Source organism: Klebsiella sp. Q11 (assembly GCF_964241505.1).
GTDB classification, from domain to species: domain Bacteria; phylum Pseudomonadota; class Gammaproteobacteria; order Enterobacterales; family Enterobacteriaceae; genus Klebsiella; species Klebsiella michiganensis.
In genome coordinates, this window is record NZ_CAXSXW010000018.1 from 121,293 (window position 1) to 143,782 (window position 22,490).

The 22,490-nt window shown below is 50.6% G+C and carries 27 protein-coding genes and 1 pseudogene; 22 read left to right on the plus strand and 6 right to left on the minus strand.

Annotation, left to right across the window (positions count from 1 at the left end; translation table 11 throughout):
• The first annotated feature begins 7 nt into the window (after positions 1-7).
• From silA to ACESQ2_RS24575, 4 genes are all read left to right on the plus strand, one after another.
• Complete coding sequence (gene silA / locus ACESQ2_RS24560) at positions 8-3,154, plus strand: Cu(+)/Ag(+) efflux RND transporter permease subunit SilA (protein ID WP_049074546.1); 3,147 nt, start codon at positions 8-10, stop codon at positions 3,152-3,154.
• An 86-nt stretch (positions 3,155-3,240) separates the two neighbouring features.
• Positions 3,241-3,681, plus strand: coding sequence for a DUF411 domain-containing protein (locus tag ACESQ2_RS24565; protein WP_008322815.1), 441 nt, complete (start codon positions 3,241-3,243; stop codon positions 3,679-3,681).
• A gap of 126 nt (positions 3,682-3,807) precedes the next feature.
• A complete protein-coding gene (gene silP / locus ACESQ2_RS24570; RefSeq protein WP_063858699.1) occupies positions 3,808-6,261 on the plus strand; it encodes an Ag(+)-translocating P-type ATPase SilP in 2,454 nt (817 codons plus the stop codon).
• 40 nt (positions 6,262-6,301) lie between these two features.
• The gene (locus ACESQ2_RS24575; protein ID WP_000843497.1) at positions 6,302-6,499 is read left to right on the plus strand and encodes a DUF2933 domain-containing protein; all 198 of its coding nucleotides are present in this window, start codon (positions 6,302-6,304) and stop codon (positions 6,497-6,499) included.
• Between the two features lie 33 nt (positions 6,500-6,532).
• Here ACESQ2_RS24575 and ACESQ2_RS24580 read toward each other — a convergent pair whose 3' ends face one another.
• Both ACESQ2_RS24580 and ACESQ2_RS24585 read right to left on the minus strand, forming a co-directional pair.
• Positions 6,533-7,270, minus strand: a complete 738-nt coding sequence (locus ACESQ2_RS24580) for a peptidoglycan DD-metalloendopeptidase family protein (protein WP_004118669.1) — start codon at positions 7,268-7,270, stop codon at positions 6,533-6,535.
• Between the two features lie 288 nt (positions 7,271-7,558).
• Positions 7,559-8,008 carry a hypothetical protein gene (locus ACESQ2_RS24585; protein WP_049074538.1) on the minus strand — a complete coding sequence of 150 codons (450 nt, stop codon included), beginning with the start codon at positions 8,006-8,008 and terminating at the stop codon, positions 7,559-7,561.
• A gap of 234 nt (positions 8,009-8,242) precedes the next feature.
• Between ACESQ2_RS24585 and pcoA the strand changes: the two genes are divergently transcribed.
• The 7 genes from pcoA to ACESQ2_RS24620 all read left to right on the plus strand — a co-directional run bounded on the left by pcoA (position 8,243) and on the right by ACESQ2_RS24620 (position 15,092).
• Complete coding sequence (gene pcoA, locus ACESQ2_RS24590; protein WP_000925242.1) at positions 8,243-10,060, plus strand: multicopper oxidase PcoA; 1,818 nt, start codon at positions 8,243-8,245, stop codon at positions 10,058-10,060.
• A gap of 5 nt (positions 10,061-10,065) precedes the next feature.
• A complete protein-coding gene (gene pcoB / locus ACESQ2_RS24595; protein WP_001378118.1) occupies positions 10,066-10,956 on the plus strand; it encodes a copper resistance outer membrane transporter PcoB in 891 nt (296 codons plus the stop codon).
• Positions 10,957-10,995: 39 nt separating this feature from the next.
• The gene (gene pcoC / locus ACESQ2_RS24600) at positions 10,996-11,376 is read left to right on the plus strand and encodes a copper resistance system metallochaperone PcoC (protein ID WP_000025662.1); all 381 of its coding nucleotides are present in this window, start codon (positions 10,996-10,998) and stop codon (positions 11,374-11,376) included.
• A gap of 55 nt (positions 11,377-11,431) precedes the next feature.
• The gene (gene pcoD / locus ACESQ2_RS24605) at positions 11,432-12,310 is read left to right on the plus strand and encodes a copper resistance inner membrane protein PcoD (protein WP_080821469.1); all 879 of its coding nucleotides are present in this window, start codon (positions 11,432-11,434) and stop codon (positions 12,308-12,310) included.
• A 54-nt stretch (positions 12,311-12,364) separates the two neighbouring features.
• Complete coding sequence (pcoR, locus tag ACESQ2_RS24610; protein WP_001188930.1) at positions 12,365-13,045, plus strand: copper response regulator transcription factor PcoR; 681 nt, start codon at positions 12,365-12,367, stop codon at positions 13,043-13,045.
• Positions 13,042-14,442, plus strand: a complete 1,401-nt coding sequence (pcoS, locus tag ACESQ2_RS24615; RefSeq protein WP_049074533.1) for a copper resistance membrane spanning protein PcoS — start codon at positions 13,042-13,044, stop codon at positions 14,440-14,442. The genes pcoR and pcoS overlap by 4 nt, the downstream gene beginning before the upstream one ends.
• Positions 14,443-14,657: 215 nt before the next feature.
• A complete protein-coding gene (locus tag ACESQ2_RS24620) occupies positions 14,658-15,092 on the plus strand; it encodes a hypothetical protein (protein WP_004118347.1) in 435 nt (144 codons plus the stop codon).
• Between the two features lie 178 nt (positions 15,093-15,270).
• Here ACESQ2_RS24620 and ACESQ2_RS24625 read toward each other — a convergent pair.
• From ACESQ2_RS24625 to ACESQ2_RS24635, 3 genes and pseudogenes are all read right to left on the minus strand, one after another.
• Positions 15,271-15,433 (minus strand): annotated as a pseudogene (locus ACESQ2_RS24625) (type II toxin-antitoxin system RelE/ParE family toxin).
• A 36-nt stretch (positions 15,434-15,469) separates the two neighbouring features.
• Positions 15,470-15,589, minus strand: coding sequence for a type II toxin-antitoxin system RelE/ParE family toxin (locus ACESQ2_RS24630; protein ID WP_009654306.1), 120 nt, complete (start codon positions 15,587-15,589; stop codon positions 15,470-15,472).
• Entirely contained in the window at positions 15,555-15,734 is a 180-nt protein-coding gene (locus tag ACESQ2_RS24635) for a type II toxin-antitoxin system ParD family antitoxin (RefSeq protein WP_004118349.1), read from the minus strand. Before ACESQ2_RS24635 ends, ACESQ2_RS24630 begins: the two co-directional genes overlap by 35 nt.
• Before the next feature lie 286 nt (positions 15,735-16,020).
• Here ACESQ2_RS24635 and ACESQ2_RS24640 point away from each other — a divergent pair, with 286 nt between their 5' ends.
• On the plus strand, positions 16,021-16,602 hold the full coding sequence (locus ACESQ2_RS24640) for a hypothetical protein (RefSeq protein WP_009654315.1): 582 nt from the start codon (positions 16,021-16,023) through the stop codon (positions 16,600-16,602).
• A 155-nt stretch (positions 16,603-16,757) separates the two neighbouring features.
• A complete protein-coding gene (locus tag ACESQ2_RS24645; protein ID WP_009654304.1) occupies positions 16,758-17,759 on the plus strand; it encodes an Abi family protein in 1,002 nt (333 codons plus the stop codon).
• A gap of 138 nt (positions 17,760-17,897) precedes the next feature.
• Here ACESQ2_RS24645 and ACESQ2_RS24650 read toward each other — a convergent pair whose 3' ends face one another.
• Complete coding sequence (locus ACESQ2_RS24650) at positions 17,898-18,482, minus strand: hypothetical protein (RefSeq protein ID WP_223862240.1); 585 nt, start codon at positions 18,480-18,482, stop codon at positions 17,898-17,900.
• 283 nt (positions 18,483-18,765) lie between these two features.
• Here ACESQ2_RS24650 and ACESQ2_RS24655 point away from each other — a divergent pair, with 283 nt between their 5' ends.
• The 9 genes from ACESQ2_RS24655 to ACESQ2_RS24695 all read left to right on the plus strand — a co-directional run bounded on the left by ACESQ2_RS24655 (position 18,766) and on the right by ACESQ2_RS24695 (position 22,311).
• Entirely contained in the window at positions 18,766-19,029 is a 264-nt protein-coding gene (locus ACESQ2_RS24655; RefSeq protein ID WP_009310051.1) for a hypothetical protein, read from the plus strand.
• The gene (locus ACESQ2_RS24660; protein ID WP_063858698.1) at positions 19,026-19,592 is read left to right on the plus strand and encodes a hypothetical protein; all 567 of its coding nucleotides are present in this window, start codon (positions 19,026-19,028) and stop codon (positions 19,590-19,592) included. Before ACESQ2_RS24655 ends, ACESQ2_RS24660 begins: the two co-directional genes overlap by 4 nt.
• 30 nt (positions 19,593-19,622) lie before the next feature.
• Positions 19,623-20,117, plus strand: a complete 495-nt coding sequence (locus tag ACESQ2_RS24665) for a hypothetical protein (RefSeq protein ID WP_013023776.1) — start codon at positions 19,623-19,625, stop codon at positions 20,115-20,117.
• A gap of 43 nt (positions 20,118-20,160) precedes the next feature.
• Entirely contained in the window at positions 20,161-20,529 is a 369-nt protein-coding gene (locus ACESQ2_RS24670) for a hypothetical protein (protein WP_042946273.1), read from the plus strand.
• Between the two features lie 30 nt (positions 20,530-20,559).
• Positions 20,560-20,763, plus strand: a complete 204-nt coding sequence (locus tag ACESQ2_RS24675; protein ID WP_004098931.1) for an HHA domain-containing protein — start codon at positions 20,560-20,562, stop codon at positions 20,761-20,763.
• A gap of 48 nt (positions 20,764-20,811) precedes the next feature.
• Positions 20,812-21,069, plus strand: a complete 258-nt coding sequence (locus ACESQ2_RS24680) for a hypothetical protein (protein WP_004098928.1) — start codon at positions 20,812-20,814, stop codon at positions 21,067-21,069.
• A 75-nt stretch (positions 21,070-21,144) separates the two neighbouring features.
• Positions 21,145-21,399 carry a hypothetical protein gene (locus tag ACESQ2_RS24685; protein ID WP_049078423.1) on the plus strand — a complete coding sequence of 85 codons (255 nt, stop codon included), beginning with the start codon at positions 21,145-21,147 and terminating at the stop codon, positions 21,397-21,399.
• A gap of 175 nt (positions 21,400-21,574) precedes the next feature.
• The gene (locus tag ACESQ2_RS24690; RefSeq protein WP_004098921.1) at positions 21,575-21,841 is read left to right on the plus strand and encodes a DUF1778 domain-containing protein; all 267 of its coding nucleotides are present in this window, start codon (positions 21,575-21,577) and stop codon (positions 21,839-21,841) included.
• Positions 21,829-22,311, plus strand: a complete 483-nt coding sequence (locus ACESQ2_RS24695; RefSeq protein ID WP_004098919.1) for a GNAT family N-acetyltransferase — start codon at positions 21,829-21,831, stop codon at positions 22,309-22,311. Before ACESQ2_RS24690 ends, ACESQ2_RS24695 begins: the two co-directional genes overlap by 13 nt.
• Positions 22,312-22,490: the final 179 nt, after the last annotated feature.

Below are 22,490 nucleotides of genomic sequence, written 5' to 3' on the forward strand. Positions count from 1 at the left end.
GACGACGATGATTGAATGGATTATCCGGCGCTCTGTCGCCAACCGTTTCCTGGTCATGATGGGCGCACTGTTTCTCAGCATCTGGGGCACATGGACGATAATTAACACGCCGGTCGATGCGCTGCCTGACCTGTCAGATGTGCAGGTCATTATTAAAACCAGCTATCCCGGACAGGCCCCGCAGATTGTAGAAAACCAGGTCACCTATCCGCTTACCACCACCATGCTGTCCGTACCTGGCGCAAAAACCGTGCGTGGCTTTTCACAGTTCGGTGATTCGTATGTGTATGTCATTTTTGAAGACGGCACCGATCTGTACTGGGCCCGTTCGCGCGTGCTGGAATACCTGAATCAGGTTCAGGGCAAACTGCCTGCGGGTGTGAGCTCTGAAATCGGCCCGGACGCCACGGGAGTGGGCTGGATATTTGAATATGCCCTTGTCGATCGCAACGGAAAACACGACCTTTCAGAACTGCGCTCTCTGCAGGACTGGTTCCTGAAATTTGAGCTGAAAACCATCCCGAACGTGGCTGAGGTCGCTTCGGTTGGCGGCGTGGTGAAACAGTACCAGATTCAGGTCAATCCGGTAAAACTGTCCCAGTACGGTATCAGCCTGCCCGAAGTGAAACAGGCACTTGAATCGTCTAACCAGGAGGCCGGTGGCTCATCCGTTGAAATGGCCGAAGCGGAGTATATGGTCCGTGCCAGCGGTTATCTTCAGAGCATTGATGATTTTAATAACATCGTCCTGAAAACAGGTGAGAACGGCGTGCCGGTTTATCTGCGGGATGTTGCCCGCGTGCAGACCGGGCCCGAAATGAGGCGTGGTATTGCCGAGCTGAACGGCCAGGGAGAAGTCGCTGGCGGCGTGGTGATCCTGCGGTCGGGTAAAAATGCGCGCGACGTTATCACGGCAGTGAGGGATAAACTGGAGACGCTGAAGGCCAGCCTGCCGGAAGGCGTTGAAATCGTGACCACCTACGATCGCAGCCAGTTAATCGACCGGGCGATTGATAACCTCAGTTCCAAACTTCTGGAAGAGTTTATCGTGGTGGCCATCGTCTGTGCTCTGTTCCTGTGGCACGTACGTTCTGCCCTGGTGGCGATTATCTCTCTGCCGCTTGGCCTGTGTATCGCCTTTATCGTCATGCACTTCCAGGGACTGAACGCCAATATCATGTCGCTGGGAGGGATAGCGATTGCCGTCGGTGCGATGGTGGATGCCGCCATTGTGATGATTGAAAATGCGCACAAACGGCTTGAGGAGTGGGATCATCAGCATCCGGGTGAGCAGATTGACAACGCCACCCGCTGGAAGGTGATTACCGACGCCTCCGTGGAAGTGGGACCCGCGTTGTTCATTAGCCTGCTGATCATCACCCTGTCCTTTATTCCTATCTTTACCCTGGAAGGGCAGGAAGGTCGTCTGTTTGGCCCGCTGGCATTCACGAAAACGTACTCCATGGCGGGAGCGGCCGCACTGGCCATCATCGTCATTCCTATTCTGATGGGATTCTGGATCCGGGGGAAAATTCCTGCCGAGACAAGTAACCCCCTGAACCGGGTGCTGATCAAAGCGTATCATCCTTTGCTGCTGCGGGTCCTCCACTGGCCAAAAACAACCCTGCTGGTTGCGGCCTTGTCCATTTTCACGGTTATCTGGCCACTGAGTCAGGTGGGCGGTGAATTTCTGCCGAAGATTAACGAGGGCGATCTGCTGTATATGCCGTCGACCTTGCCTGGCGTCTCTCCGGCAGAAGCTGCAGCGCTCCTGCAGACAACAGACAAGTTAATCAAAAGCGTTCCTGAAGTGGCTTCTGTATTTGGCAAGACCGGTAAAGCAGAGACCGCAACGGATTCCGCGCCGCTCGAAATGGTGGAAACCACGATCCAGCTCAAACCTGAGGATCAGTGGCGTCCCGGCATGACAATTGACAAGATTATTGATGAACTCGACAGGACAGTCCGTTTACCGGGTCTGGCAAACCTCTGGGTGCCGCCAATCCGTAACCGTATTGATATGCTCTCAACCGGGATCAAAAGCCCGATAGGTATCAAAGTGTCCGGGACTGTTCTGTCGGATATCGACGCGACGGCGCAGAGTATCGAGGCGGTAACCAAAACGGTACCGGGTGTGGTGTCTGTCCTGGCTGAGCGACTGGAAGGTGGACGTTACATTGATGTGGACATTAACCGGGAAAAAGCTTCCCGGTACGGGATGACAGTAGGTGATGTCCAGCTGTTCGTCTCATCAGCCATCGGCGGTGCGACGGTAGGGGAAACGGTGGAAGGCGTGGCCCGGTACCCTATTAACATTCGTTACCCACAGGATTACCGCAACAGTCCGCAGGCGCTGAAACAGATGCCGATCCTGACCCCGATGAAGCAGCAGATCACACTGGGCGATGTTGCCGATATTAAAGTCGTTTCCGGACCAACCATGCTGAAAACCGAAAATGCCCGGCCAGCCAGCTGGATTTATGTTGATGCCCGCGGCAGGGACATGGTGTCAGTGGTTAACGATATTAAGACGGTCATCAGCGAGAAAGTGAAACTGAGACCGGGGACCAGTGTGGCATTCTCAGGACAGTTTGAATTACTCGAGCACGCCAGCAAGAAATTAAAACTGATGGTACCGATGACGGTGATGATCATTTTCATCCTGTTATATCTGGCATTTCGCCGTGTTGACGAAGCCCTGCTGATCCTGATGAGTCTGCCGTTTGCGTTGATTGGCGGGATATGGTTCCTGTACTGGCAGGGCTTCCATATGTCTGTGGCGACCGGAACCGGATTTATCGCCCTGGCCGGGGTGGCAGCAGAGTTTGGCGTGGTCATGCTGATGTATCTGCGTCATGCCATTGAAGCGCACCCGGAATTGTCCCGTAAAGAGACGTTCACACCGGAAGGCCTTGATGAAGCCCTCTATCATGGTGCCGTACTGCGTGTCCGGCCGAAAGCCATGACCGTGGCGGTGATCATTGCGGGTCTGCTGCCAATACTCTGGGGAACCGGTGCAGGTTCAGAAGTCATGAGCCGTATCGCGGCACCCATGATTGGTGGGATGATCACGGCTCCGCTGCTGTCCCTGTTCATTATTCCTGCCGCCTACAAATTAATCTGGCTGCGCAGACATAAAAAAAGCGTGTCCTGAACCTGAAAGGGCACCCCCTGTGGGTGTCCTTCTTTACTGATTCACCCTGACGTCAGGGTTTAAATCGATAATATACAGAGGTGAGTATGAAAAAAGTGGTTCTGATGGCGCTGGCTCTCGGCCTTTCACTGCCCGCGATGGCGAGTGAAAAAGTGATTGATATGTACAAATCTGAAAACTGTGGCTGTTGTTCCCTGTGGGGCAAAGCGATGGAAAAAGACGGGTTTGAAGTACGAACTCACGTCATGAATGATCAGGCGCTGTCAGCCCTGAAAGAAAAGCATGCTGTTCCTGCAGGACTGCGAAGTTGTCATACCGCGGTTGCCGGTAATTTGATCATTGAAGGCCATGTGCCTGCGACAACGATACATAAGGCAATGCAGTCTGGTTCAGGTATATACGGTCTCGCCACCCCCGGTATGCCAGCAGGAAGTCCTGGAATGGAGATGGGAGCCCGAAAAGAGGCTTACGATGTTATCGCATTCTCACCGGATGGAAGTAAAAAAGTCTTCCAGCGAATCGAATAGTCAGCGGAACGGCTGATAACGGGACGCCGGCAGCAGGCACTCTTATGCCGGCGGCATTCGTGGTAATCGCATCCATGACATACCCTGAAGACAGAAGATGCTTCGTTATGCATAAGGAGAGTTACTGTGAAAAATGACAATGCAGTGCAACACAACAACCAGACTGCTTCTGAGCAGACATTATCCCCGGACGAGAGCCACGTATTGCATAAGGTGAGAGATCCCGTGTGCGGGATGGCCATCCTGCCCGACAGGGCGCACAGCAGCATTCGATACCAGGACCATCAACTTTATTTCTGCTCCGCCAGCTGTGAGAGTAAATTTAAAGCCCATCCCGATCGTTATCTTACCGAAGATGCCAGTGAACATTCCCATCACCATCACCATCACCACGATCATCACGAAGTCAGCCCTGATCAGATAAAACAGCCTCACCACCAGGCGGAGAAAGAGAATTCTGAAGGTGTGTGGACATGTCCGATGCACCCGGAGATACGCCGCAGTGGTCCCGGAAGCTGTCCTGTCTGTGGAATGGCACTGGAGCCGCTCGTAGCTACGGCATCCACGGGGCCAAGTGATGAACTTCGCGACATGACAAGACGCTTCTGGCTGGGGTTGTTGCTGGCGTTTCCGGTTCTGGTACTCGAAATGGGATCTCATCTGTTTCCCGCCTTGAGGAATACAGTACCGCCACAGTACAACACATGGCTGCAGCTGCTTCTGGCCTCTCCTGTCGTGTTGTGGTGTGGCTGGCCATTCTTCGCCCGGGCCGGAATGTCGTTACGTAACCGCTCCCTGAATATGTTTACCCTTGTTGCAATGGGCACCGGCGTAGCCTGGGTGTACAGCGTCATTGCAACCGTCTTCCCCTCCTGGTTTCCTGCATCGTTCAGAAACATGGATGGCCTGGTGGCCGTTTATTTTGAAGCCGCAGCAGTTATTACGGTGCTTGTTCTGCTGGGACAGGTTCTTGAGCTGCGGGCACGGGAACAAACCTCAGGTGCCATTACTGCACTACTGAATCTTGCCCCCAAAACCGCCAGGCGGCTGGATCATGACGGTCATGAAACGGATATTAATGCGGAAGATGTTCTGCCTGGCGATAAGCTCCGCATCAGACCAGGAGAGAGTATTCCGGTCGACGGTATTGTGATCGAAGGCAAAACAACCGTTGATGAATCGATGGTGACCGGGGAATCTATGCCGGTTACCAAAACGGAGGGTGAACCCGTCATTGGGGGGACGATTAATCAGACAGGTAGTCTTATCATCCGTGCAGAGAAAGTCGGTGATGAAACGATGCTCTCACGAATTGTTCAGATGGTCGCTGATGCACAGCGTTCGCGGGCCCCCATCCAGAGAATGGCTGACAGCGTTTCAGGCTGGTTTGTTCCTCTGGTGATACTTATCGCGGTTGTTGCTTTCATGATCTGGTCTGTCTGGGGGCCCGAGCCCAGGATGGCGCACGGTCTCATTGCGGCTGTGTCGGTCCTGATTATTGCCTGTCCCTGCGCGCTGGGGCTGGCCACGCCGATGTCGATAATGGTGGGGGTGGGCAAAGGAGCCCAGGCCGGGGTGTTAATTAAGAATGCCGAAGCCCTTGAGCGTCTTGAAAAAGTGGACACGCTGGTTGTCGACAAAACAGGCACGCTCACGGAAGGTTCGCCGACGGTGACAGGGATTATCAGTCTCAATCCGGGTGGGGAAACATCTCTTTTGCGTGTAACGGCCGCAGTGGAAAAAGGCTCGCAGCATCCGCTGGGTATGGCAGTAGTTAAAGCAGCACAGGAAAAGGGGATCGCAATACCCGCAGTCACTCATTTCAATGCGCCGTCGGGTAAAGGTGTCTCAGGCGATGTCGAAGGTCAACGGGTTGTTATTGGTAATGAACTGGCTATGCAGGAAAACAGTATCGTTATTGATAATCAAAAGGCCGTTGCGGATACGTTGCGGATGGAAGGTGCTACCGTTATCTATGTGGCCACAGACGGGCACCTTGCAGGCCTGATAGCTATCTCGGATCCCGTGAAAGCAACCACGCCGGATGCGCTTAAAGCTTTGCGTCAGGCGGGGATCCGCATCGTTATGCTCACCGGGGATAACCAGCTTACCGCTGAAGCAGTCGCACGGAAACTGGGAATAGATGAGGTTGAAGCCGGGATTCTGCCGGATGGCAAAAAAGCAGTGATAACCCGACTGAAAGCGTCTGGCCATGTGGTTGCGATGGCCGGAGACGGTGTGAATGATGCCCCGGCGCTGGCAGCGGCTGACGTGGGTATAGCCATGGGAACGGGTACAGATGTGGCAATTGAAAGTGCCGGAGTCACCCTTCTCAAAGGCGACTTGATGATACTGAACAGGGCCCGTCATCTGTCAGAAATCACCATGAAAAATATCCGACAGAATCTGTTTTTTGCATTTATCTACAACGCACTTGGCGTGCCTGTGGCTGCAGGTCTGCTTTATCCTGTGTATGGAATACTGCTGTCGCCAGTTATTGCGGCGGCGGCCATGGCTCTTTCCTCCGTCAGCGTCATTGTGAATGCGTTGCGTCTGAAAAGTGTCAGGCTCGGGAAATAACACTGAGTGAAGGGGCTGTTACGAACAGAAGGAGTCCAGTATGAAAAGTACCACCTATGCGCTTATTGCTGTCGCCGCGATCGCGGCATTTGCCCTCCTGCGCGAACACTGGTCACATGTGGCAGGTTACTGGCCATATCTGTTATTGCTGGTCTGCCCGCTCATGCATCTTTTCCACGGCCACGGAGGGCATGGAGATCATCAACATCAAGGAAGTGAAAACGATAAAAAAAATTAATCCGGCAGACGGGGCCGCGTCGCGGCCCCGTTATCAGTCCAGGTATCGTTCGTAGTCTCTGGCATGCGCAAAGGCATGCTGTTCAAGTTTGTTATCAGCGGGTGCCGCTGCCCGGAACGCCAGTGAGTTAACAGGATTGTTATTGATGACCAGCTCGTAATGCAGATGAGGACCGGATGAACGTCCGCTGTTACCGGATAACGCAATAGCGTCTCCCCGGGTAACCCTGGCCCCTTTAGTAACGAGTATTTTATTGAGGTGGAGATAGCGAGTTTTAACACCGGCTTTTCCCGTTACTTCAACAAAATATCCCATGGTACTGTTGTATTCGGCCCGGGTGATTTTTCCGTCGATGACGCTGACTATTTTCGTGTTCATGGGCATGGAATAATCAATGCCATTATGGGGACTCACTTTTCCCGATACCGGGTTAAGTCTTGCAGGATTGAAAGGCGAACTGAGTCTTGCTGTGGCCGGTAACGGATAATCGAGACTGCCTTTCCCGGAAGTATCGGAAAGGTTATAGAACTTTTTATCTGATATACGATACGCCGTGTAATTAAATGAACCGGACGTAAATTTATAGGCCACGACACGTGATTTTCCCGCTTTCTTTTGCAGTACGAGTTTTAATGATTCATTTTTTTTCAAATGCCGCAGATTAAACCGGGAAGGCAAGGAGCGCTGAAGAGTAGCGATCTCGTTCGATTCCAGCCCCGAGCGGGTGGCTGAAAGGTAGGCATTTTCTTTTACGACATCGGTAGAATACATTTACTGGAATTCGCCGTTAGCATGAACACTGCGGCGTATGCTAGGGGTTTTCAGGAGGCGTGTCATCTGTCAGTTAATCGGGAGCACCGTTGATGGTCGTCATTTTTGTAACATATCTTGTTTCCCGTTTGCTCCTGAAGCTCTGGGAACTGTATGACCAGCCCGACGGTGATGATTAACGGGACTGAAACAGGTTACGGCAGAGCAATATGGGGCTCATGTCCTGCTACGTAACCCGTCAGTAAAGCCCTGCTGCGCACCTGACGCTAAGCACTAACCCGCCTGCAGTTACCTGGTCGAATACAGCCCGCGAAGCTTTCTTGCCTGCGTCTGATGTGCTTCCGCACCGGCATTATTGACCTGCTCATGCACGAGAGCGGCTTTTTCTCCGGCATTCAGTTCGTTAAAAGAAGAAGACGAGGTCTTTGAATTTGCATCACTGCCGGACAGCATTTTTTTATGTTCCTCAATCATTTTCTGATGCGCATAGGACGCGCTGTTGTTCATAAATGAATGCGCAACAATGGCCCTTTCATGTTCATTCATTTCAGAGAATGAGGGCGTGTTGTTTTTATTAACCCTGTCCGGTAAGTTTTCATGCATCGAGGAGTTCACATGACTGACGGCTGAGGCATTATTAACAAATCGATGTGCTTCATGGGCAATATCACTGGACTGAGCAAAAGCTGCCCCACAAAATAAAGCTGTAAACGCAGTGGTCGTGATTAATATATTCATGTGTAATTACCTTCTGAGGTACATAAAAGATGTCCTTATGATCATATATAAAAATAATCAACCTGTGGGGAAGATGACGTAAATGTAATACAGCTATGTACATTACACGATTGTAATTAATTTGTTTCTTAAGGTGTGCTAGATTCATTTCATTGTAAGTGGATGAACCAGTAATTTAATTTAAATCGGTTCTCGAATTCTGTCAGTAACCATACTTTAAATAAGGGAATGCGCATGCTGTTGAAAACGTCTCGACGAACTTTCCTGAAGGGGTTAACCCTCTCTGGCGTAGCCGGAAGTCTTGGCGTATGGAGTTTCAATGCGCGTTCCAGTCTGAGCCTGCCAGTTGCCGCATCCCTGCAGGGTACTCAGTTTGACCTGACCATTGGTGAAACGGCCGTCAATATCACGGGCAGTGAGCGTCAGGCCAAAACAATCAATGGAGGCCTGCCGGGGCCCGTTCTTCGCTGGAAAGAAGGTGACACCATTACCCTGAAGGTCAAAAACCGTCTTAATGAACAGACGTCCATTCACTGGCACGGCATTATTCTTCCGGCCAATATGGATGGTGTTCCGGGGCTGAGTTTTATGGGCATCGAGCCTGATGATACCTACGTTTACACCTTTAAGGTTAAGCAGAACGGGACTTACTGGTACCACAGCCATTCCGGTCTGCAGGAACAGGAGGGGGTATACGGTGCCATTATCATCGATGCCAGGGAGCCAGAACCGTTTGCTTACGATCGTGAGCATGTGGTCATGTTGTCTGACTGGACCGATGAAAATCCTCACAGCCTGCTGAAAAAATTAAAAAAACAGTCGGATTACTACAATTTCAATAAACCAACCGTTGGCTCTTTTTTCCGCGACGTGAATACCAGGGGGCTGTCAGCCACCATTGCCGATCGGAAAATGTGGGCTGAAATGAAAATGAATCCGACTGACCTCGCGGATGTCAGTGGCTACACCTACACCTATCTCATGAACGGGCAGGCCCCGCTGAAAAACTGGACCGGACTGTTCCGTCCCGGTGAAAAGATACGCTTACGGTTTATCAACGGCTCGGCAATGACCTATTTCGATATCCGTATCCCCGGGCTGAAAATGACGGTCGTGGCTGCAGATGGCCAGTATGTAAACCCGGTTACCGTTGACGAATTCAGGATTGCCGTTGCCGAAACCTATGATGTCATTGTGGAGCCTCAGGGTGAGGCCTATACCATCTTCGCACAATCCATGGACAGGACCGGTTACGCTCGAGGGACACTGGCCACGAGAGAGGGGTTAAGTGCTGCCGTTCCCCCCCTCGATCCCCGTCCTCTGTTGACCATGGAAGATATGGGTATGGGGGGAATGGGACATGATATGGCAGGAATGGACCACAGCCAGATGGGAGGCATGGATAACAGCGGAGAGATGATGTCTATGGACGGTGCTGACCTTCCGGATAGCGGGACATCCTCCGCGCCCATGGATCACAGCAGCATGGCCGGTATGGATCATTCCCGGATGGCCGGAATGCCGGGTATGCAAAGTCATCCTGCGTCAGAAACGGATAACCCACTGGTTGATATGCAGGCGATGAGCGTCTCTCCGAAATTAAATGATCCGGGTATTGGTCTTCGAAATAACGGAAGAAAGGTTCTCACGTACGCGGATTTGAAAAGCCGCTTTGAGGATCCTGACGGACGTGAACCTGGCCGTACCATAGAACTGCATTTAACCGGCCACATGGAAAAGTTTGCCTGGTCATTTAACGGAATCAAGTTTTCAGATGCCGCACCGGTGCTGCTGAAATACGGTGAGCGGCTCAGGATCACGCTGATCAACGATACCATGATGACTCACCCCATTCACCTGCATGGTATGTGGAGCGATCTGGAAGATGAAAACGGTAATTTCATGGTTCGTAAACACACAATAGATGTTCCCCCTGGTACAAAACGCAGTTACAGAGTGACAGCAGATGCGCTTGGCCGCTGGGCGTATCACTGCCATTTGCTCTATCACATGGAAATGGGAATGTTTCGTGAAGTCCGGGTGGAGGAATGATGCGAATGAAGAGAAATTTGAAGGCCATACCTGTTCTGGTCGCCGGTTTGTTTACCTCACAGCTTTCTATTGCGGCGGGCTCCGTCTCTGCAGATCCCCACGCCGGGCACGACATGTCTGCCATGCAGATGCCAGCAGATGAGAATTTCACTGAGATGACGTCAATGGAGCCCATTGTAACTGAGAGCAGAACGCCAATTCCGCCTGTTACCGATGCCGACCGGAAGGCTGCATTCGGCAATTTACAGGGGCATGCGATTCACGACAGTGCAATTAATTATCTGGTTCTGCTGGATCAACTGGAATGGCAACGGTCGGATAACACCAACAATTTCAGCTGGAGTGTTAACAGCTGGATTGGAGGCGACACAGATCGGATTTGGCTAAAGAGTGAAGGTGAACGAAGCAATGGGGAAACGGAGGCGGCTGAAGCGCAGTTACTCTGGGGACATGCGGTTGGCCCATGGTGGGATTTGGTTGCGGGTGTCAGGCAGGATTTCAGACCTGCTTCTGCCCGGACCTGGGCTGCTGTCGGTTTTCAGGGGCTGGCACTCTATAATTTTGAGTCTGAAATTACGGGTTTTGTCAGTAATGGCGGAAAAGCAGCCCTTCGTCTGGGAGGAGAATACGACGTTTTACTGACTAACCGGCTCATACTCCAGCCATCCTATGAGGTGAATTTCTACAGTCAGGATGATGAATCGCGGGGTCGCGGCAGGGGACTGACTGACACAGAGCTGGGGCTCCGGCTGCGCTATGAAATACGCCGTGAGTTTGCACCCTATATAGGCGTTTCCTGGAATCAACTTTACGGGAAAACATCCGATATGGCGAAAAGAGAAGGTGAGAAAGACCATCAGGTAGTATTCCTGGCGGGAGCCAGAATCTGGTTTTAACGCACTGATATAAAACACTCAACTAAACAGGTAAATAAAATGTCGATTTTAAATAAAGCCATTCTTACAGGTGGCCTCGTTATGGGCGTTGCTTTCTCTGCTATGGCCCATCCGGAATTAAAAAGCTCTGTGCCACAGGCTGATTCAGCCGTAGCGGCCCCGGAAAAGATTCAGCTTAATTTCTCGGAAAATCTGACCGTGAAATTCTCAGGTGCAAAATTAACGATGACGGGTATGAAAGGCATGTCATCACATTCTCCGATGCCGGTCGCGGCAAAAGTGGCGCCAGGCGCTGACCCTAAATCGATGGTCATTATTCCGCGAGAACCTTTACCCGCTGGCACTTATCGTGTTGACTGGCGCGCGGTTTCTTCAGATACGCACCCTATTACCGGTAATTACACCTTTACAGTGAAGTAATATTATGAACGACCTGATTATGATTGTTATTCGTTTTCTTCTTTATCTGGATTTGATGGTAATATTTGGATTGCCATTTTTTCAGATATATGGAATAAGCGGTGTCAGACATGAAACCTATAACCTGACTAATTTCAGGTCGTTTATAACCTTTGCTGTTGTTACAGGCATCATTCTTACTGGCATTAATATGCTCCTGGTATCTAATGCCATGAGTGGAGTAACTGACCTCAGAGAATTATCCATCCATGTTATCGAGATGGTGATAGAAGAAACTGATGTGGGTATTAGCTGGATTGTCAGGCTCTGTGCCCTGTTTACCACACTCGGTGCTTTGTTCCTTTACACTAATAAGAGAGTATTGTCCTGCCTGCTGATGACGATGAGTGGGGGCGTGGCGCTGGCTACACTTGCCTGGGGAGGACACGCCGTTATGCATGACGGTCTGCATTACTATCTCCATTTACTGAGCGATCTGACCCATCTCGGCGCTGCAGGTGCCTGGACAGGTGCTCTGGTTGCATTTGCTATCCTGCTGATGCGCAGAAACGAGCATAATGCACAGAGCGTCATTGTGATATCTGACTCCCTGGCAAAATTTGCCACGGCAGGAACGGTGATTGTTGTAGCCCTGATCCTGAGTGCGCTGGTCAACTATCTGTATATTGCTGAGGGTAACTTAACTCCCTTATTCAACAGTTCCTGGGGGAGGATATTGCTTGCCAAGACGGCTCTGTTTGTTCTGATGCTTCTTCTGGCTGCAGCAAACCGGTTTCACCTGGGTCCCCGGCTTGAAGTTATGGTCAGGGAAGGGAATTATGATCGCAGCGTTGCCCTGATGCGAAACAGCATCCTGACAGAATTCGTTGTTGCGATTATCATTCTGGGCGCCGTAGCGTGGCTTGGAATGCTTGCTCCGTCTCAGATCAGCTAGGGGACAGCCAAAGCTCATGCGTGAGATTTTTACTTTCATATCAGCGAGTTGACCATGCAGCGTATTTTAATCGTTGAAGACGAACAAAAAACAGGTCGTTACCTGCAGCAGGGACTGGTTGAGGAAGGCTATCAGGCCGATCTCTTTAATAATGGCCGCGATGGTCTCGGGGCCGCGTCGAAGGGACAGTATGATTTGATAATACTGGACGTGATGCTGCCTTTCCTCGACGGGTGGCAAATCATCAGCGCACTGAGGGAGTCCGGGCACGAAGAACCGGTCCTGTTTTTAACCGCAAAGGACAACGTGCGGGACAAAGTGAAAGGACTGGAGCTTGGCGCAGATGACTACCTGATTAAGCCCTTTGATTTTACGGAGCTGGTTGCACGTGTAAGAACCCTACTGCGCCGGGCACGCTCGCAGGCCGCAACAGTCTGCACCATCGCCGATATGACCGTTGATATGGTGCGCCGGACCGTGATCCGTTCGGGGAAGAAGATCCATCTCACCGGTAAAGAATACGTTCTGCTTGAGTTGCTGCTGCAACGCACCGGAGAAGTGTTACCCAGGAGTCTTATCTCGTCCCTGGTCTGGAACATGAATTTTGACAGTGATACGAATGTGATTGATGTCGCCGTGAGACGTCTGAGAAGTAAAATTGATGATGACTTTGAGCCAAAACTGATCCATACCGTTCGCGGTGCCGGATATGTCCTGGAGATCAGAGAAGAGTGAGGTTCAAAATTTCCCTGACCACACGCCTGAGCCTGATTTTTTCTGCGGTGATGCTTACGGTATGGTGGTTATCAAGTTTTATCCTGATTAGCACCCTGAATGGCTATTTCGATAATCAGGACCGCGATTTTCTGACAGGTAAACTTCAGCTCACCGAAGAGTTTCTTAAAACAGAGACGTTCAGGAACAAAACGGATATTAAGTCATTATCAGAAAAAATAAACGATGCGATGGTGGGGCACAATGGCTTATTCATTTCTATAAAAAATATGGAAAATGAAAAAATCGTGGAGCTGTATGCTAAAAACTCTGTTGTCCCTGCGATCCTGCTGAATAAGTCGGGTGATGTTCTCGACTATATGATCCAGACTGAAGAAAATAACACCGTGTATCGCAGTATCTCGCGGCGGGTTGCTGTGGTTCCGGAACAGGGTCGAAGCAAACATGTCATCATTACGGTTGCCACGGATACCGGGTATCACACCCTGTTTATGGACAAACTCAGTACCTGGCTGTTCTGGTTCAATATCGGTCTGGTCTTTATTTCTGTTTTTCTGGGCTGGCTGACCACACGTATTGGTCTGAAACCGCTACGGGAAATGACCAGTCTGGCTTCCTCCATGACCGTACACAGCCTGGATCAGCGTCTAAATCCCGATCTGGCTCCGCCGGAAATCTCTGAGACCATGCAGGAGTTCAATAATATGTTTGATCGCCTGGAGGGGGCATTCCGGAAACTGTCAGATTTCTCGTCTGACATCGCGCATGAGCTGCGCACACCAGTCAGTAATCTGATGATGCAGACGCAGTTTGCACTGGCTAAGGAAAGGGATGTTTCGCATTACCGCGAAATTTTATTCGCTAACCTGGAAGAACTGAAAAGGTTGTCACGAATGACCAGTGACATGCTTTTTCTGGCACGTTCAGAGCATGGTCTGCTGCGGCTGGATAAACATGATGTGGATCTGGCAGCCGAACTGAATGAATTACGTGAGTTGTTCGAGCCCCTGGCAGACGAAACAGGAAAGACAATCACGGTTGAAGGAGAGGGCGTTGTTGCCGGAGACAGCGATATGCTCCGACGTGCTTTCAGTAACCTGCTTTCCAATGCAATCAAGTATTCTCCCGATAACACCTGTACAGCGATACACCTTGAGCGTGACAGTGACTGTGTGAACGTGATGATTACGAATACGATGTCCGGCCAGGTTCCCGCTAATCTGGAACGTTTGTTTGACCGGTTCTATCGCGCAGACTCATCAAGGTTCTACAACACGGAAGGCGCGGGGCTGGGATTATCAATTACAAGGTCGATCATTCATGCTCACGGCGGCGAGCTGTCAGCAGAACAGCAGGGGCGGGAAATTGTGTTCAGTGTGCGTCTGTTAATGGATTAATACCGTTATTCAGGAGAAACCCGGAAGGTGACAAAAATGTCATCGTTCAGTCACGCGATAAACAGAGGCGGTTTTTTATAATCAGCCATAAATCAGGACAGCGTGATAATTCAATCGCCCGGCTCCTGGCGTGATGATCAACCAGCCCTGAGATCAAATGCTTTCTCTGTTATAAGCATTGATTGTTCGGGTATGAAAACACCGGAGACCCAACCATGAAAAAGATCCTTGTATCCTTTATTGCCATGATGGCTGTCGCTTCATCTGCCTGGGCTGCAGAGACAATGAACATGCATGACCAGGTAAATAATGCCCAGGCGCCTGCCCATCAGATGCAATCATCCGCTGAAAAAAGTGCAGTTCAGGGGGAGAGCATGAAAATGATGGATATGAGCGGTCACGATCAGGCCGCAATGTCCCATGAAATGATGCAAAACGGCAATTCTGCCGCCCATCAGGACATGGCTGAAATGCATAAAAAAATGATGAAAGCCAAACCTGAGAACACCCAAGAAACTGCTAAGCCATTTTCCGAAATGAGCGAGCATGAGAAAGCCGCTGTTGTGCATGAGAAGGCGAATAATGGCCAGTCTTCCGTTATTCATCAGCAACAGGCGGAAAAGCATCGCAGCCAGATCACCCAGAATTAACCCGCAGCTCCACTTGTCAGACCCTCTTTTGACGCCGATTTCACTGGCTTACGCTCCCGTCCGGGAGCGTTTTTTTTATAAGCGAAATGAATAATAATGAAAGAGTCCATACACAATGTTTTTTTGGTCATGTCGACCTCACAATTAACTTATATTGTTTGAGAATCCTGTTCCCCGGTCATCTCCAGGGTGCATGTCGCGCCGTATCCTGAGACTGGCTGAGAATACGAATGACCGTAACCATAGAATGTGATGATACAAAATAGATCGTATGCCGGTTCTACCGGCAGTGTGCAGATATCGTCTCCCAGCTCTGCACAATGCGTGCCGATATCATGCATGGCCAGCACATCAAATACTGCAGCTATACGACCGATCTATGCATCCGCCTGAACAACCCCGATCTGTCTGAAGCTGAAGTCCCAGATGGCCTCCAGATCCTCTTCTGCTTTGGGTGTCAGCTCAATCTCTTTCATTTGCCACCCTGGCCCTGACATTCCTCAGGAATGCATTCTTGTTCCATGGTTTCGCCTCGCCGCTGCTGATCCCTTCGGCCAGCAGATCGCGCAGTTCCTGAAGTCTGGATTCAGCCTGCTTTTCATGCAGCTCATCACCCACGTCCACCGTCATCGTACGAGCCATAACCCCTCCATATCTTAATGTAAGATTTATTCTTACATCATTAAATCAGCTTACTACGCTGCTTCCATCTCCGGCATTTTTTCAAAACAGCCCTGCTGCAGTCTGGAGATCCGACTTTGCCTTTTTTCGGATCTGTGCAAAATGAAGAGAGTGACGCTGGAATCATAACTTATCCTATGCATCAAATTCATCCTGAAAAATGCAGATATAAAATATTGCATCACATTTACGCGTGTGAGATGCTGATATCAGAATGCAGTCAGTAGTCGTTAACAGGGTGCCCGTAATGAAAGATGCCAAATCAAAAGACCTCTCTGAGTTGTTTAACACCATTACGGTGCGTAATGTGCCAGCTGATGTGGATGAAGCTATCACGCGGCAGGCTAAAGCCGCCGGCAAATCAAAGAGTGATTTTGTGCAGGAGTTTCTGACGGCAACATTTGGCGATCTGATCGGCAATTTCATCCGCACCAGTGAACTGGTTGCCCTGATGGACCAGGAAATGGCGAGGATGGCCGGAACAGTACTGAGCGAGCATGTTTATGATCTGGAGATGACTCAGGCCGGCCACCGGGAGTTCTGCCGTATTCTCGGGATAAAAAACAACGATGATTTGCAGCGCATTATGCTCGCGGGGATGCCATACCTTCAGATCCGCGCCGGACAGCTGAGAGGGATTGACAGCCTGGCAAGGGGGAACTCCCTGTATGCCGCACTGCTGGTCAACGGGGCGTCCCGGGATGAAGAGACGGTACAGGCGCTTCACCGGTCACTTTTTAATATGTTCCCGGAAACTGTTTTTCAGGAAATGATTAATGAACTGCGAAAGGCAATGCGCATGGACGCTTTTGAATGGTCGCTTATCTGAGACAGATATAAACGAGAAAAGCCACCCCGAGGGATGGCTTTTCCGGTACTAACTTTAACGCACGGGTCCGAAGAAATCCGCGCCTTGATGGGATAAATCTACCAGTTACTGGTACGCCCGTCAACCTGACCCTCAGTTTAGCCCGGGAGGGCTGTATGCAGCTGGAAGACTATATCTCGGCCGGGCGGCTGAACATTTACACTGACGTGCTGAAGCTGAAACCTGGTGAAGAACTGGGCGGGTATAACTGGAACAAAGCCGTTTCCGCCGCCATGCAGCCGCTGATGCACTGCCTTGAGGTGACGCTGCGTAACGCCATCGATTACAGTATTCGCCATGCCCGGCTGCCCGGCGCTGCCGGACACTGGCGAACCGATACCAACTGGATCTTTGATTTACCCCGCTATATCGGTGACAAGACCTGGATACGCCAGAACAAGCGCTACAAAACCGATGCCCGTGGCCAGAAGCTCATGCATCACGGGAAACCGGTGTATGACCGGACAGCCTGGGAAGAAGACTGTATCCGTAAGGTGTCAAAACGTATCCGTGCTGCGGGCAAGGCGCCGACGGCAGAGCGGGTGATCTCCGGTCTGGACTTTGGTTTCTGGACCAATTTTCTCACGAAAAACTACGATGAACCGCGGAACCGCTCGCTCCTGTGGCCCCAGTTGCTTCCGTCGGTGTTCCCCGGCGCCCCGGCCGGCACCCCCCGTCACGTGCTGGAAAAGAAATTTACCCGTATCCGTGACTTGCGTAACCGCCTGGCGCACCATGAAGCAGTCTGGAAATTCCAGGAGGAAGATCCGGTTACCGGTGCGCCGGATTACAACCGCCCGGTATATGGTCTTCAGGCGTCCCTGCAGCTGTTGCGTCGGGCATGGAAAGATATGCTGGAGGCTCTCAGCTGGCTCAGTCCTGCAAGGCATGCTGCGTTTCTGGCAGAAGGTCATCATCTGCGTTTCGAGGCACTGGCCACGCACGATGGTTTGCTGAGTTTCACCGGACGGGCACAGCTGATGCACGACCTGAACGTGCGGCGCAGTAAAGAGATCAGAAAATTATTGCGGGGGCTCGGACAGCAAAAAATCATCCGCCTGACCAGCCGTACCCGGATCATTGCCATTATTGGTCCCGATTTTATCCGTACCCTCTGACCTTTCCCCTCCCTTGTGGCAGGGGATTCTTCACAAAACACTGAAAGCTGAACGGCTTCCGTTGCCATTTTCAGCAGGACATGAGGCACGTCCCACTTGCTTTCCGCATAGCCAGACATGCCATGCTGACGCAAAGCGTTAGTCGCTCATCCACTGAAACGTAAGTTGCTTATTAATGGCAGATACATCATCCGGCATAGCCAGAAAATAAAAATGAGGTGTTCCAGACCGCTTCAGTACCTCATAACGATGGGTCCCGTCCCCGAAATGAAATCCACCATCTTCGTGCACAGATAACAGGACCGGTGAAACAGGCCATCCTTTTGCGATATGCAGTATGGCCTTTCCGAGTTTCGGGTTGGTAATTTCCACCCAGAGGCTGGAATCTGTCAGTCGAAAGAAGGAATTAATAAGCGGGTCAAAATCAGCAAAAGAGGCTTTCCCCAGCACCAGAGAACTGAGATCAATTTGTTCACAGTCAGCAGGCTGCAATACCCGTGGACCAGGAAGGTAAATCGAATGTCTGCGCCCCGGAACAGACAGATCCCAGTTAATGTCTGTCTGTCCTGCCGTTGGCCATCTGTCCGGAGACAACCCCTCCAGGGCATCAATCTCATCATCTGAAATCCGGAACAATTCTTCCTGGTGATCGCCTTTAAACATTAAACTCAACGCTTCGGCCCACATATCGCGAGCTTCATTGTTCTGGTCTGTCATTGCCATGTTCTCCTGTACTAAGAAGGCCACATTGTGCGCCTTTTCACGCTCTGGAGCCTAATACAGGCATGTGATAATCCTTGCTTCCTACTTAGCCAGAAACCGGATCTGCGCGGCGGGAAACGCGCAAAGGATATGATAATCAAACCAAACACATAAAATCATACTGAATGTGATATTTAGCATTAAACACACAATAATATCTGATATGATATTTGAATTATTAGTAAGAAATCATACATGATATGATTTTTAACCTAACCGGACATGTTCAGACGGAGCGAGCAGGATGGATGAGAAAGAAGTGAATTTTTCACTCAGCTATGAGCAGCTGACCCGGATAGCGGAAGAGCGTATCCGTGAATGCAATCTGGACAGCCAGGGCGCGATTTACATCAGCGAGTCAGCCAAGGCCGGTGCCGTGCTGAGCTATTGGTATGAACTGGCCATAAATGGCTATGCCTCAGTGAATGCCATAAAGAGACAAGAGCTCATAGACGCCGATCACCTGCGCCTCAGACAACTCATCTGGCCGGAGGCGGACAAGCAATGACTCAGGCGCGCCGACCATCGCCGCTGCAGCGGCGGGTGCTGATTGTGCTGGCCGCCCTCGATGCGAAACGTCCGGGGCCGGTGGCGACGCGGGATATCGAGCGGGTGCTGGAGCAGGGCGGGGATGCCCCGGTGTACGGGCCGAACCTGCGCGCCTCCTGCCGGCGCATGGAAGCCGCGGGCTGGCTGCGCACCCTGCGCGCCCCGAACCTGCAGCTGGCCGTCGAGCTGACGGAGGCCGGTCGCGGCATTGCAGAACCGCTCTTCCAGGCAGAACGCGAGGCTGAAACGGCACGACAACGACTGACAGACGTCCGGCGTCTGCCGTTACGCCAGACGGCTGCCGGTGACGCGGTGGAGCTGCAGCTGGGTGACGGTCATTACTCCCTGCGGGAAGCGGCCTACGTGATCCGTCTGGACGGTACCACCTGCCTGCAGCTGACGGATGCCGGCGGCATACGCCGGATAAAAGAGGGCGATCCCCTGCAGGTGGCCAGCTGGTATCAGGCCTGTTTTGATGCAGGCCTGCCGGTCACCGTCCAGGTGAATGAGAGCCGGGACTGATAGCCACCACACAAGGAATATGAGCATAAAATGAAAGTCACTGAACCCGGGCTGAATAAGCTGATCGATAACCTGAACACCCTGATTTGCGAGGACAGCCTGCTCACGCGCCAGGAGCGTGAAACGCTGGTACTGGCCGTCGCCGCTATCGGCGCCATGAAAGCGCGCGTCGGCTTGAAAAAAGGCGATGCGCCGACCGTTGCCAGACGGGAAAAAAGGGAGAAAAAAGACCGCCAGCCTGATCCGCGTTTTCCGCGAGCCGGTCATCCCTGGCAGGAAGACGAAAAAACCTTACTGAGTGATGCGCTCGATTCGGTACCGGACGAAGAGATTGGCAGGCATCTGTTCTGGCTTTCCGAGAAACTGGGCAGAACGCCTTTCAGTGTTGCTTTCCAGATCGCGGCAATCAGGGAGCTGCAGGACGGCTGGGAGGAGCAGTTCAGGGAGATTTCGGATAACATTCGCTTGTCCGGCCTGAGCATCAGTGATTATCTTAAGCAGAACGGCACGGACCTGAACGCCTGAATGCCATTTTCGTTACAGACAAATTATATAACTGAGGGCAGTGATGAAAACAGCGGTATGGGTGGTGGTGTATTTCGCGATGTGTTTTCTGCTTTTCACAGGATGGATGTTCGCCTTTGCGCAGTATGCGCCCTATAACGGGCAGGAACACGCGTTTTCTCTGACGTATCTGCTTAATTTATTTTTTCTTCATGTTGTGATGGTACCTTACTACGAGTTTATTCAGACTGAAACATACAGCAATGCATTAATGAGTATGGCAGATGAATCCGGTCAGATGATACGTTTTCATCACGTAGTGCCTGTTCTCTGGATATATAGTCTGTCCGCACTCTTAACTTTTGCGGTTTACATTACATATGCAAAATGGTTCACTCATAACCGACTGAAAGAAAAGCATCTTCCAGAATGATATTACCGGGACACCTCAGGATATAAATTAATGACGAAACAGGAATGGATTTTACGACTACGCCGCTGTACATCACAGGAAACTCTGGAAAGGATAATAGAAAAAAATAAATATTCCCTGACGGATGACGAACTTGAGCATTTTAATGCCGCAGTGGATCACCGGCTGGCGGAAATGGCAATGGGGAAGTTTTATGATAAAATACCTGCAGGCGTCTGGAAATATGTTAAATAATACAGCCAGCATCAGTCTGTTCGCAGTTATCTCACCTGGAGCGCAATCATGAATATGATATTTGAACTGATTGGATTGTTACTGGTAGTCGGATGCGCATTCTTCACCACTTTTTTCTTAGCCGCAGTAGCAGGCACTATGGTAGTTATTCTTGGATGGGGAATTTCTATTGTCACCCCGAAGGTGGTTACCTGTACTAATGATTGCATCACTACTGTTTTTGATGCCAAACCCTTTGGCTGGCTTCTGATTGTGTTTTCATTAACCATGATGTTCTTTATTATCAGGGGTATGATTAAACGTTAGATTGCCTTTAGTGTGTAGTTAAATCATCATCACAACAGCGTTAATCTGAAACTGATATTGCCGGAGGGGATCATCATGACGGGAAGAGGCATTAACACAGTACGTATCGGTGATGAAGTGAAGCACATCACCGAGCTCGATGCACTAACACTCATGCATGAATGGTCAAAGCTTAAAAAAGAAAATGCAGACCTGTATGACTATAACCGTCAGGTTAACCGGGGGTGGCGCGGCTTTATTCTTCGCCTGATGGGTATCCATTTGCCTGAAAAAAAACGTGTTTGTCTTTATGGCATTAATGCCAGAAAAGAATCCATCTATCCCGACTGAAGCCGTGCTGGCAGTGATAGTGAGCAGGCCATTGCAGAAGAACAGCTGTAATTTGACGCTAAGTTGTTGATATTTAACATAAAACGCATTATCGACACTTTGGGATGTGTAGCATTTGCTATACGTTCGTGTTGTGTTATTCTTGTATACCAATTGCTATACAGGAGAGGTGTGTATGAAATCAGATGTTCAACTCAACCTAAGAGCTAAAGAGTCTCAGAGAGCACTCATCGATGCCGCTGCAGAGATCCTTCATAAATCGCGAACCGACTTTATCCTAGAGATTGCCTGCAAGGCTGCGGAGAATGTGATCCTTGATCGCCGTGTTTTCAATTTTAACGACGAACAGTATGCAGAGTTCATCGATATGCTCGATGCACCAGTCGAGGATGATTCCGCCATTAATAAACTACTGGCAAGGAAACCTCAGTGGGACGTATAACCGCGCCCGAGCCGTTATCCAGCGCTCATCAGCTGGCTGAGTTCGTCAGTGGAGAGACAGTCCTCGATGAATGGCTAAAACAGAGAGGTTTAAAAAATCAAGCTCTTGGCGCTGCCCGAACGTTCGTTGTTTGCAAGAAGGGTACGAAGAAAGTAGCTGGTTTTTACTCTTTGGCCACCGGTAGCGTTAACCATACGGAAGCTACAGGCAGTCTTCGGCGTAACATGCCAGATCCTATACCGGTGATTATACTCGCTCGCCTGGCGGTAGATGTCTCATTGCACGGAAAAGGGGTTGGTGCCGATTTACTCCACGATGCAGTTCTACGGTGTTATCGCGTAGCTGAGAACATTGGCGTTCGTGCGATAATGGTTCATGCGCTTACTGAAGAAGCCAAAGGTTTCTATGCTCACCATGGATTTAAGGCATCACAAACTCATGAGAGGACTCTGTTTCTAAAGCTTCCATGACTGGTTGCTGGAGTGGGAAAGTAGCAGGCCACTGCCTCAACATATTGATTTTTATTTCGTTTATTATTGAATTTAACATAATCTTTGTTATGCGCACCTGTATTGTAATGGCTCAATAGTAATGTCCGCCTGTGGCTCAATTCAGATGTCCGCGCTATGGTAAGCTTCACTGGTCCGTT

Excerpts from the sequence above, each read along its gene's own strand:
- ACESQ2_RS24620 (WP_004118347.1), top strand. The coding sequence starts at position 14,658 with ATGAAAAAGATCCTTGTATCCTTTATTGCCATGATGGCTGTCGCTTCA.
- ACESQ2_RS24635 (WP_004118349.1), bottom strand. The coding sequence starts at position 15,734 with ATGGCTCGTACGATGACGGTGGACGTGGGTGATGAGCTGCATGAAAAG.
- ACESQ2_RS24645 (WP_009654304.1), top strand. The coding sequence starts at position 16,758 with ATGCAGCTGGAAGACTATATCTCGGCCGGGCGGCTGAACATTTACACT.
- ACESQ2_RS24685 (WP_049078423.1), top strand. The coding sequence starts at position 21,145 with ATGACGGGAAGAGGCATTAACACAGTACGTATCGGTGATGAAGTGAAG.
- ACESQ2_RS24660 (WP_063858698.1), top strand. The coding sequence starts at position 19,026 with ATGACTCAGGCGCGCCGACCATCGCCGCTGCAGCGGCGGGTGCTGATT.
- pcoA (WP_000925242.1), top strand. The coding sequence starts at position 8,243 with ATGCTGTTGAAAACGTCTCGACGAACTTTCCTGAAGGGGTTAACCCTC.
- ACESQ2_RS24690 (WP_004098921.1), top strand. The coding sequence starts at position 21,575 with ATGAAATCAGATGTTCAACTCAACCTAAGAGCTAAAGAGTCTCAGAGA.
- ACESQ2_RS24585 (WP_049074538.1), bottom strand. The coding sequence starts at position 8,008 with ATGAATATATTAATCACGACCACTGCGTTTACAGCTTTATTTTGTGGG.
- pcoR (WP_001188930.1), top strand. The coding sequence starts at position 12,365 with ATGCAGCGTATTTTAATCGTTGAAGACGAACAAAAAACAGGTCGTTAC.
- pcoD (WP_080821469.1), top strand. The coding sequence starts at position 11,432 with ATGGTAATATTTGGATTGCCATTTTTTCAGATATATGGAATAAGCGGT.
- ACESQ2_RS24640 (WP_009654315.1), top strand. The coding sequence starts at position 16,021 with ATGAAAGATGCCAAATCAAAAGACCTCTCTGAGTTGTTTAACACCATT.
- ACESQ2_RS24565 (WP_008322815.1), top strand. The coding sequence starts at position 3,241 with ATGAAAAAAGTGGTTCTGATGGCGCTGGCTCTCGGCCTTTCACTGCCC.
- ACESQ2_RS24630 (WP_009654306.1), bottom strand. The coding sequence starts at position 15,589 with ATGTCAGGGCCAGGGTGGCAAATGAAAGAGATTGAGCTGACACCCAAA.
- ACESQ2_RS24650 (WP_223862240.1), bottom strand. The coding sequence starts at position 18,482 with ATGGCAATGACAGACCAGAACAATGAAGCTCGCGATATGTGGGCCGAA.
- pcoC (WP_000025662.1), top strand. The coding sequence starts at position 10,996 with ATGTCGATTTTAAATAAAGCCATTCTTACAGGTGGCCTCGTTATGGGC.
- ACESQ2_RS24580 (WP_004118669.1), bottom strand. The coding sequence starts at position 7,270 with ATGTATTCTACCGATGTCGTAAAAGAAAATGCCTACCTTTCAGCCACC.
- silA (WP_049074546.1), top strand. The coding sequence starts at position 8 with ATGATTGAATGGATTATCCGGCGCTCTGTCGCCAACCGTTTCCTGGTC.
- pcoB (WP_001378118.1), top strand. The coding sequence starts at position 10,066 with ATGAAGAGAAATTTGAAGGCCATACCTGTTCTGGTCGCCGGTTTGTTT.
- ACESQ2_RS24680 (WP_004098928.1), top strand. The coding sequence starts at position 20,812 with ATGAATATGATATTTGAACTGATTGGATTGTTACTGGTAGTCGGATGC.
- ACESQ2_RS24665 (WP_013023776.1), top strand. The coding sequence starts at position 19,623 with ATGAAAGTCACTGAACCCGGGCTGAATAAGCTGATCGATAACCTGAAC.
- ACESQ2_RS24655 (WP_009310051.1), top strand. The coding sequence starts at position 18,766 with ATGGATGAGAAAGAAGTGAATTTTTCACTCAGCTATGAGCAGCTGACC.
- ACESQ2_RS24675 (WP_004098931.1), top strand. The coding sequence starts at position 20,560 with ATGACGAAACAGGAATGGATTTTACGACTACGCCGCTGTACATCACAG.
- ACESQ2_RS24670 (WP_042946273.1), top strand. The coding sequence starts at position 20,161 with ATGAAAACAGCGGTATGGGTGGTGGTGTATTTCGCGATGTGTTTTCTG.
- ACESQ2_RS24575 (WP_000843497.1), top strand. The coding sequence starts at position 6,302 with ATGAAAAGTACCACCTATGCGCTTATTGCTGTCGCCGCGATCGCGGCA.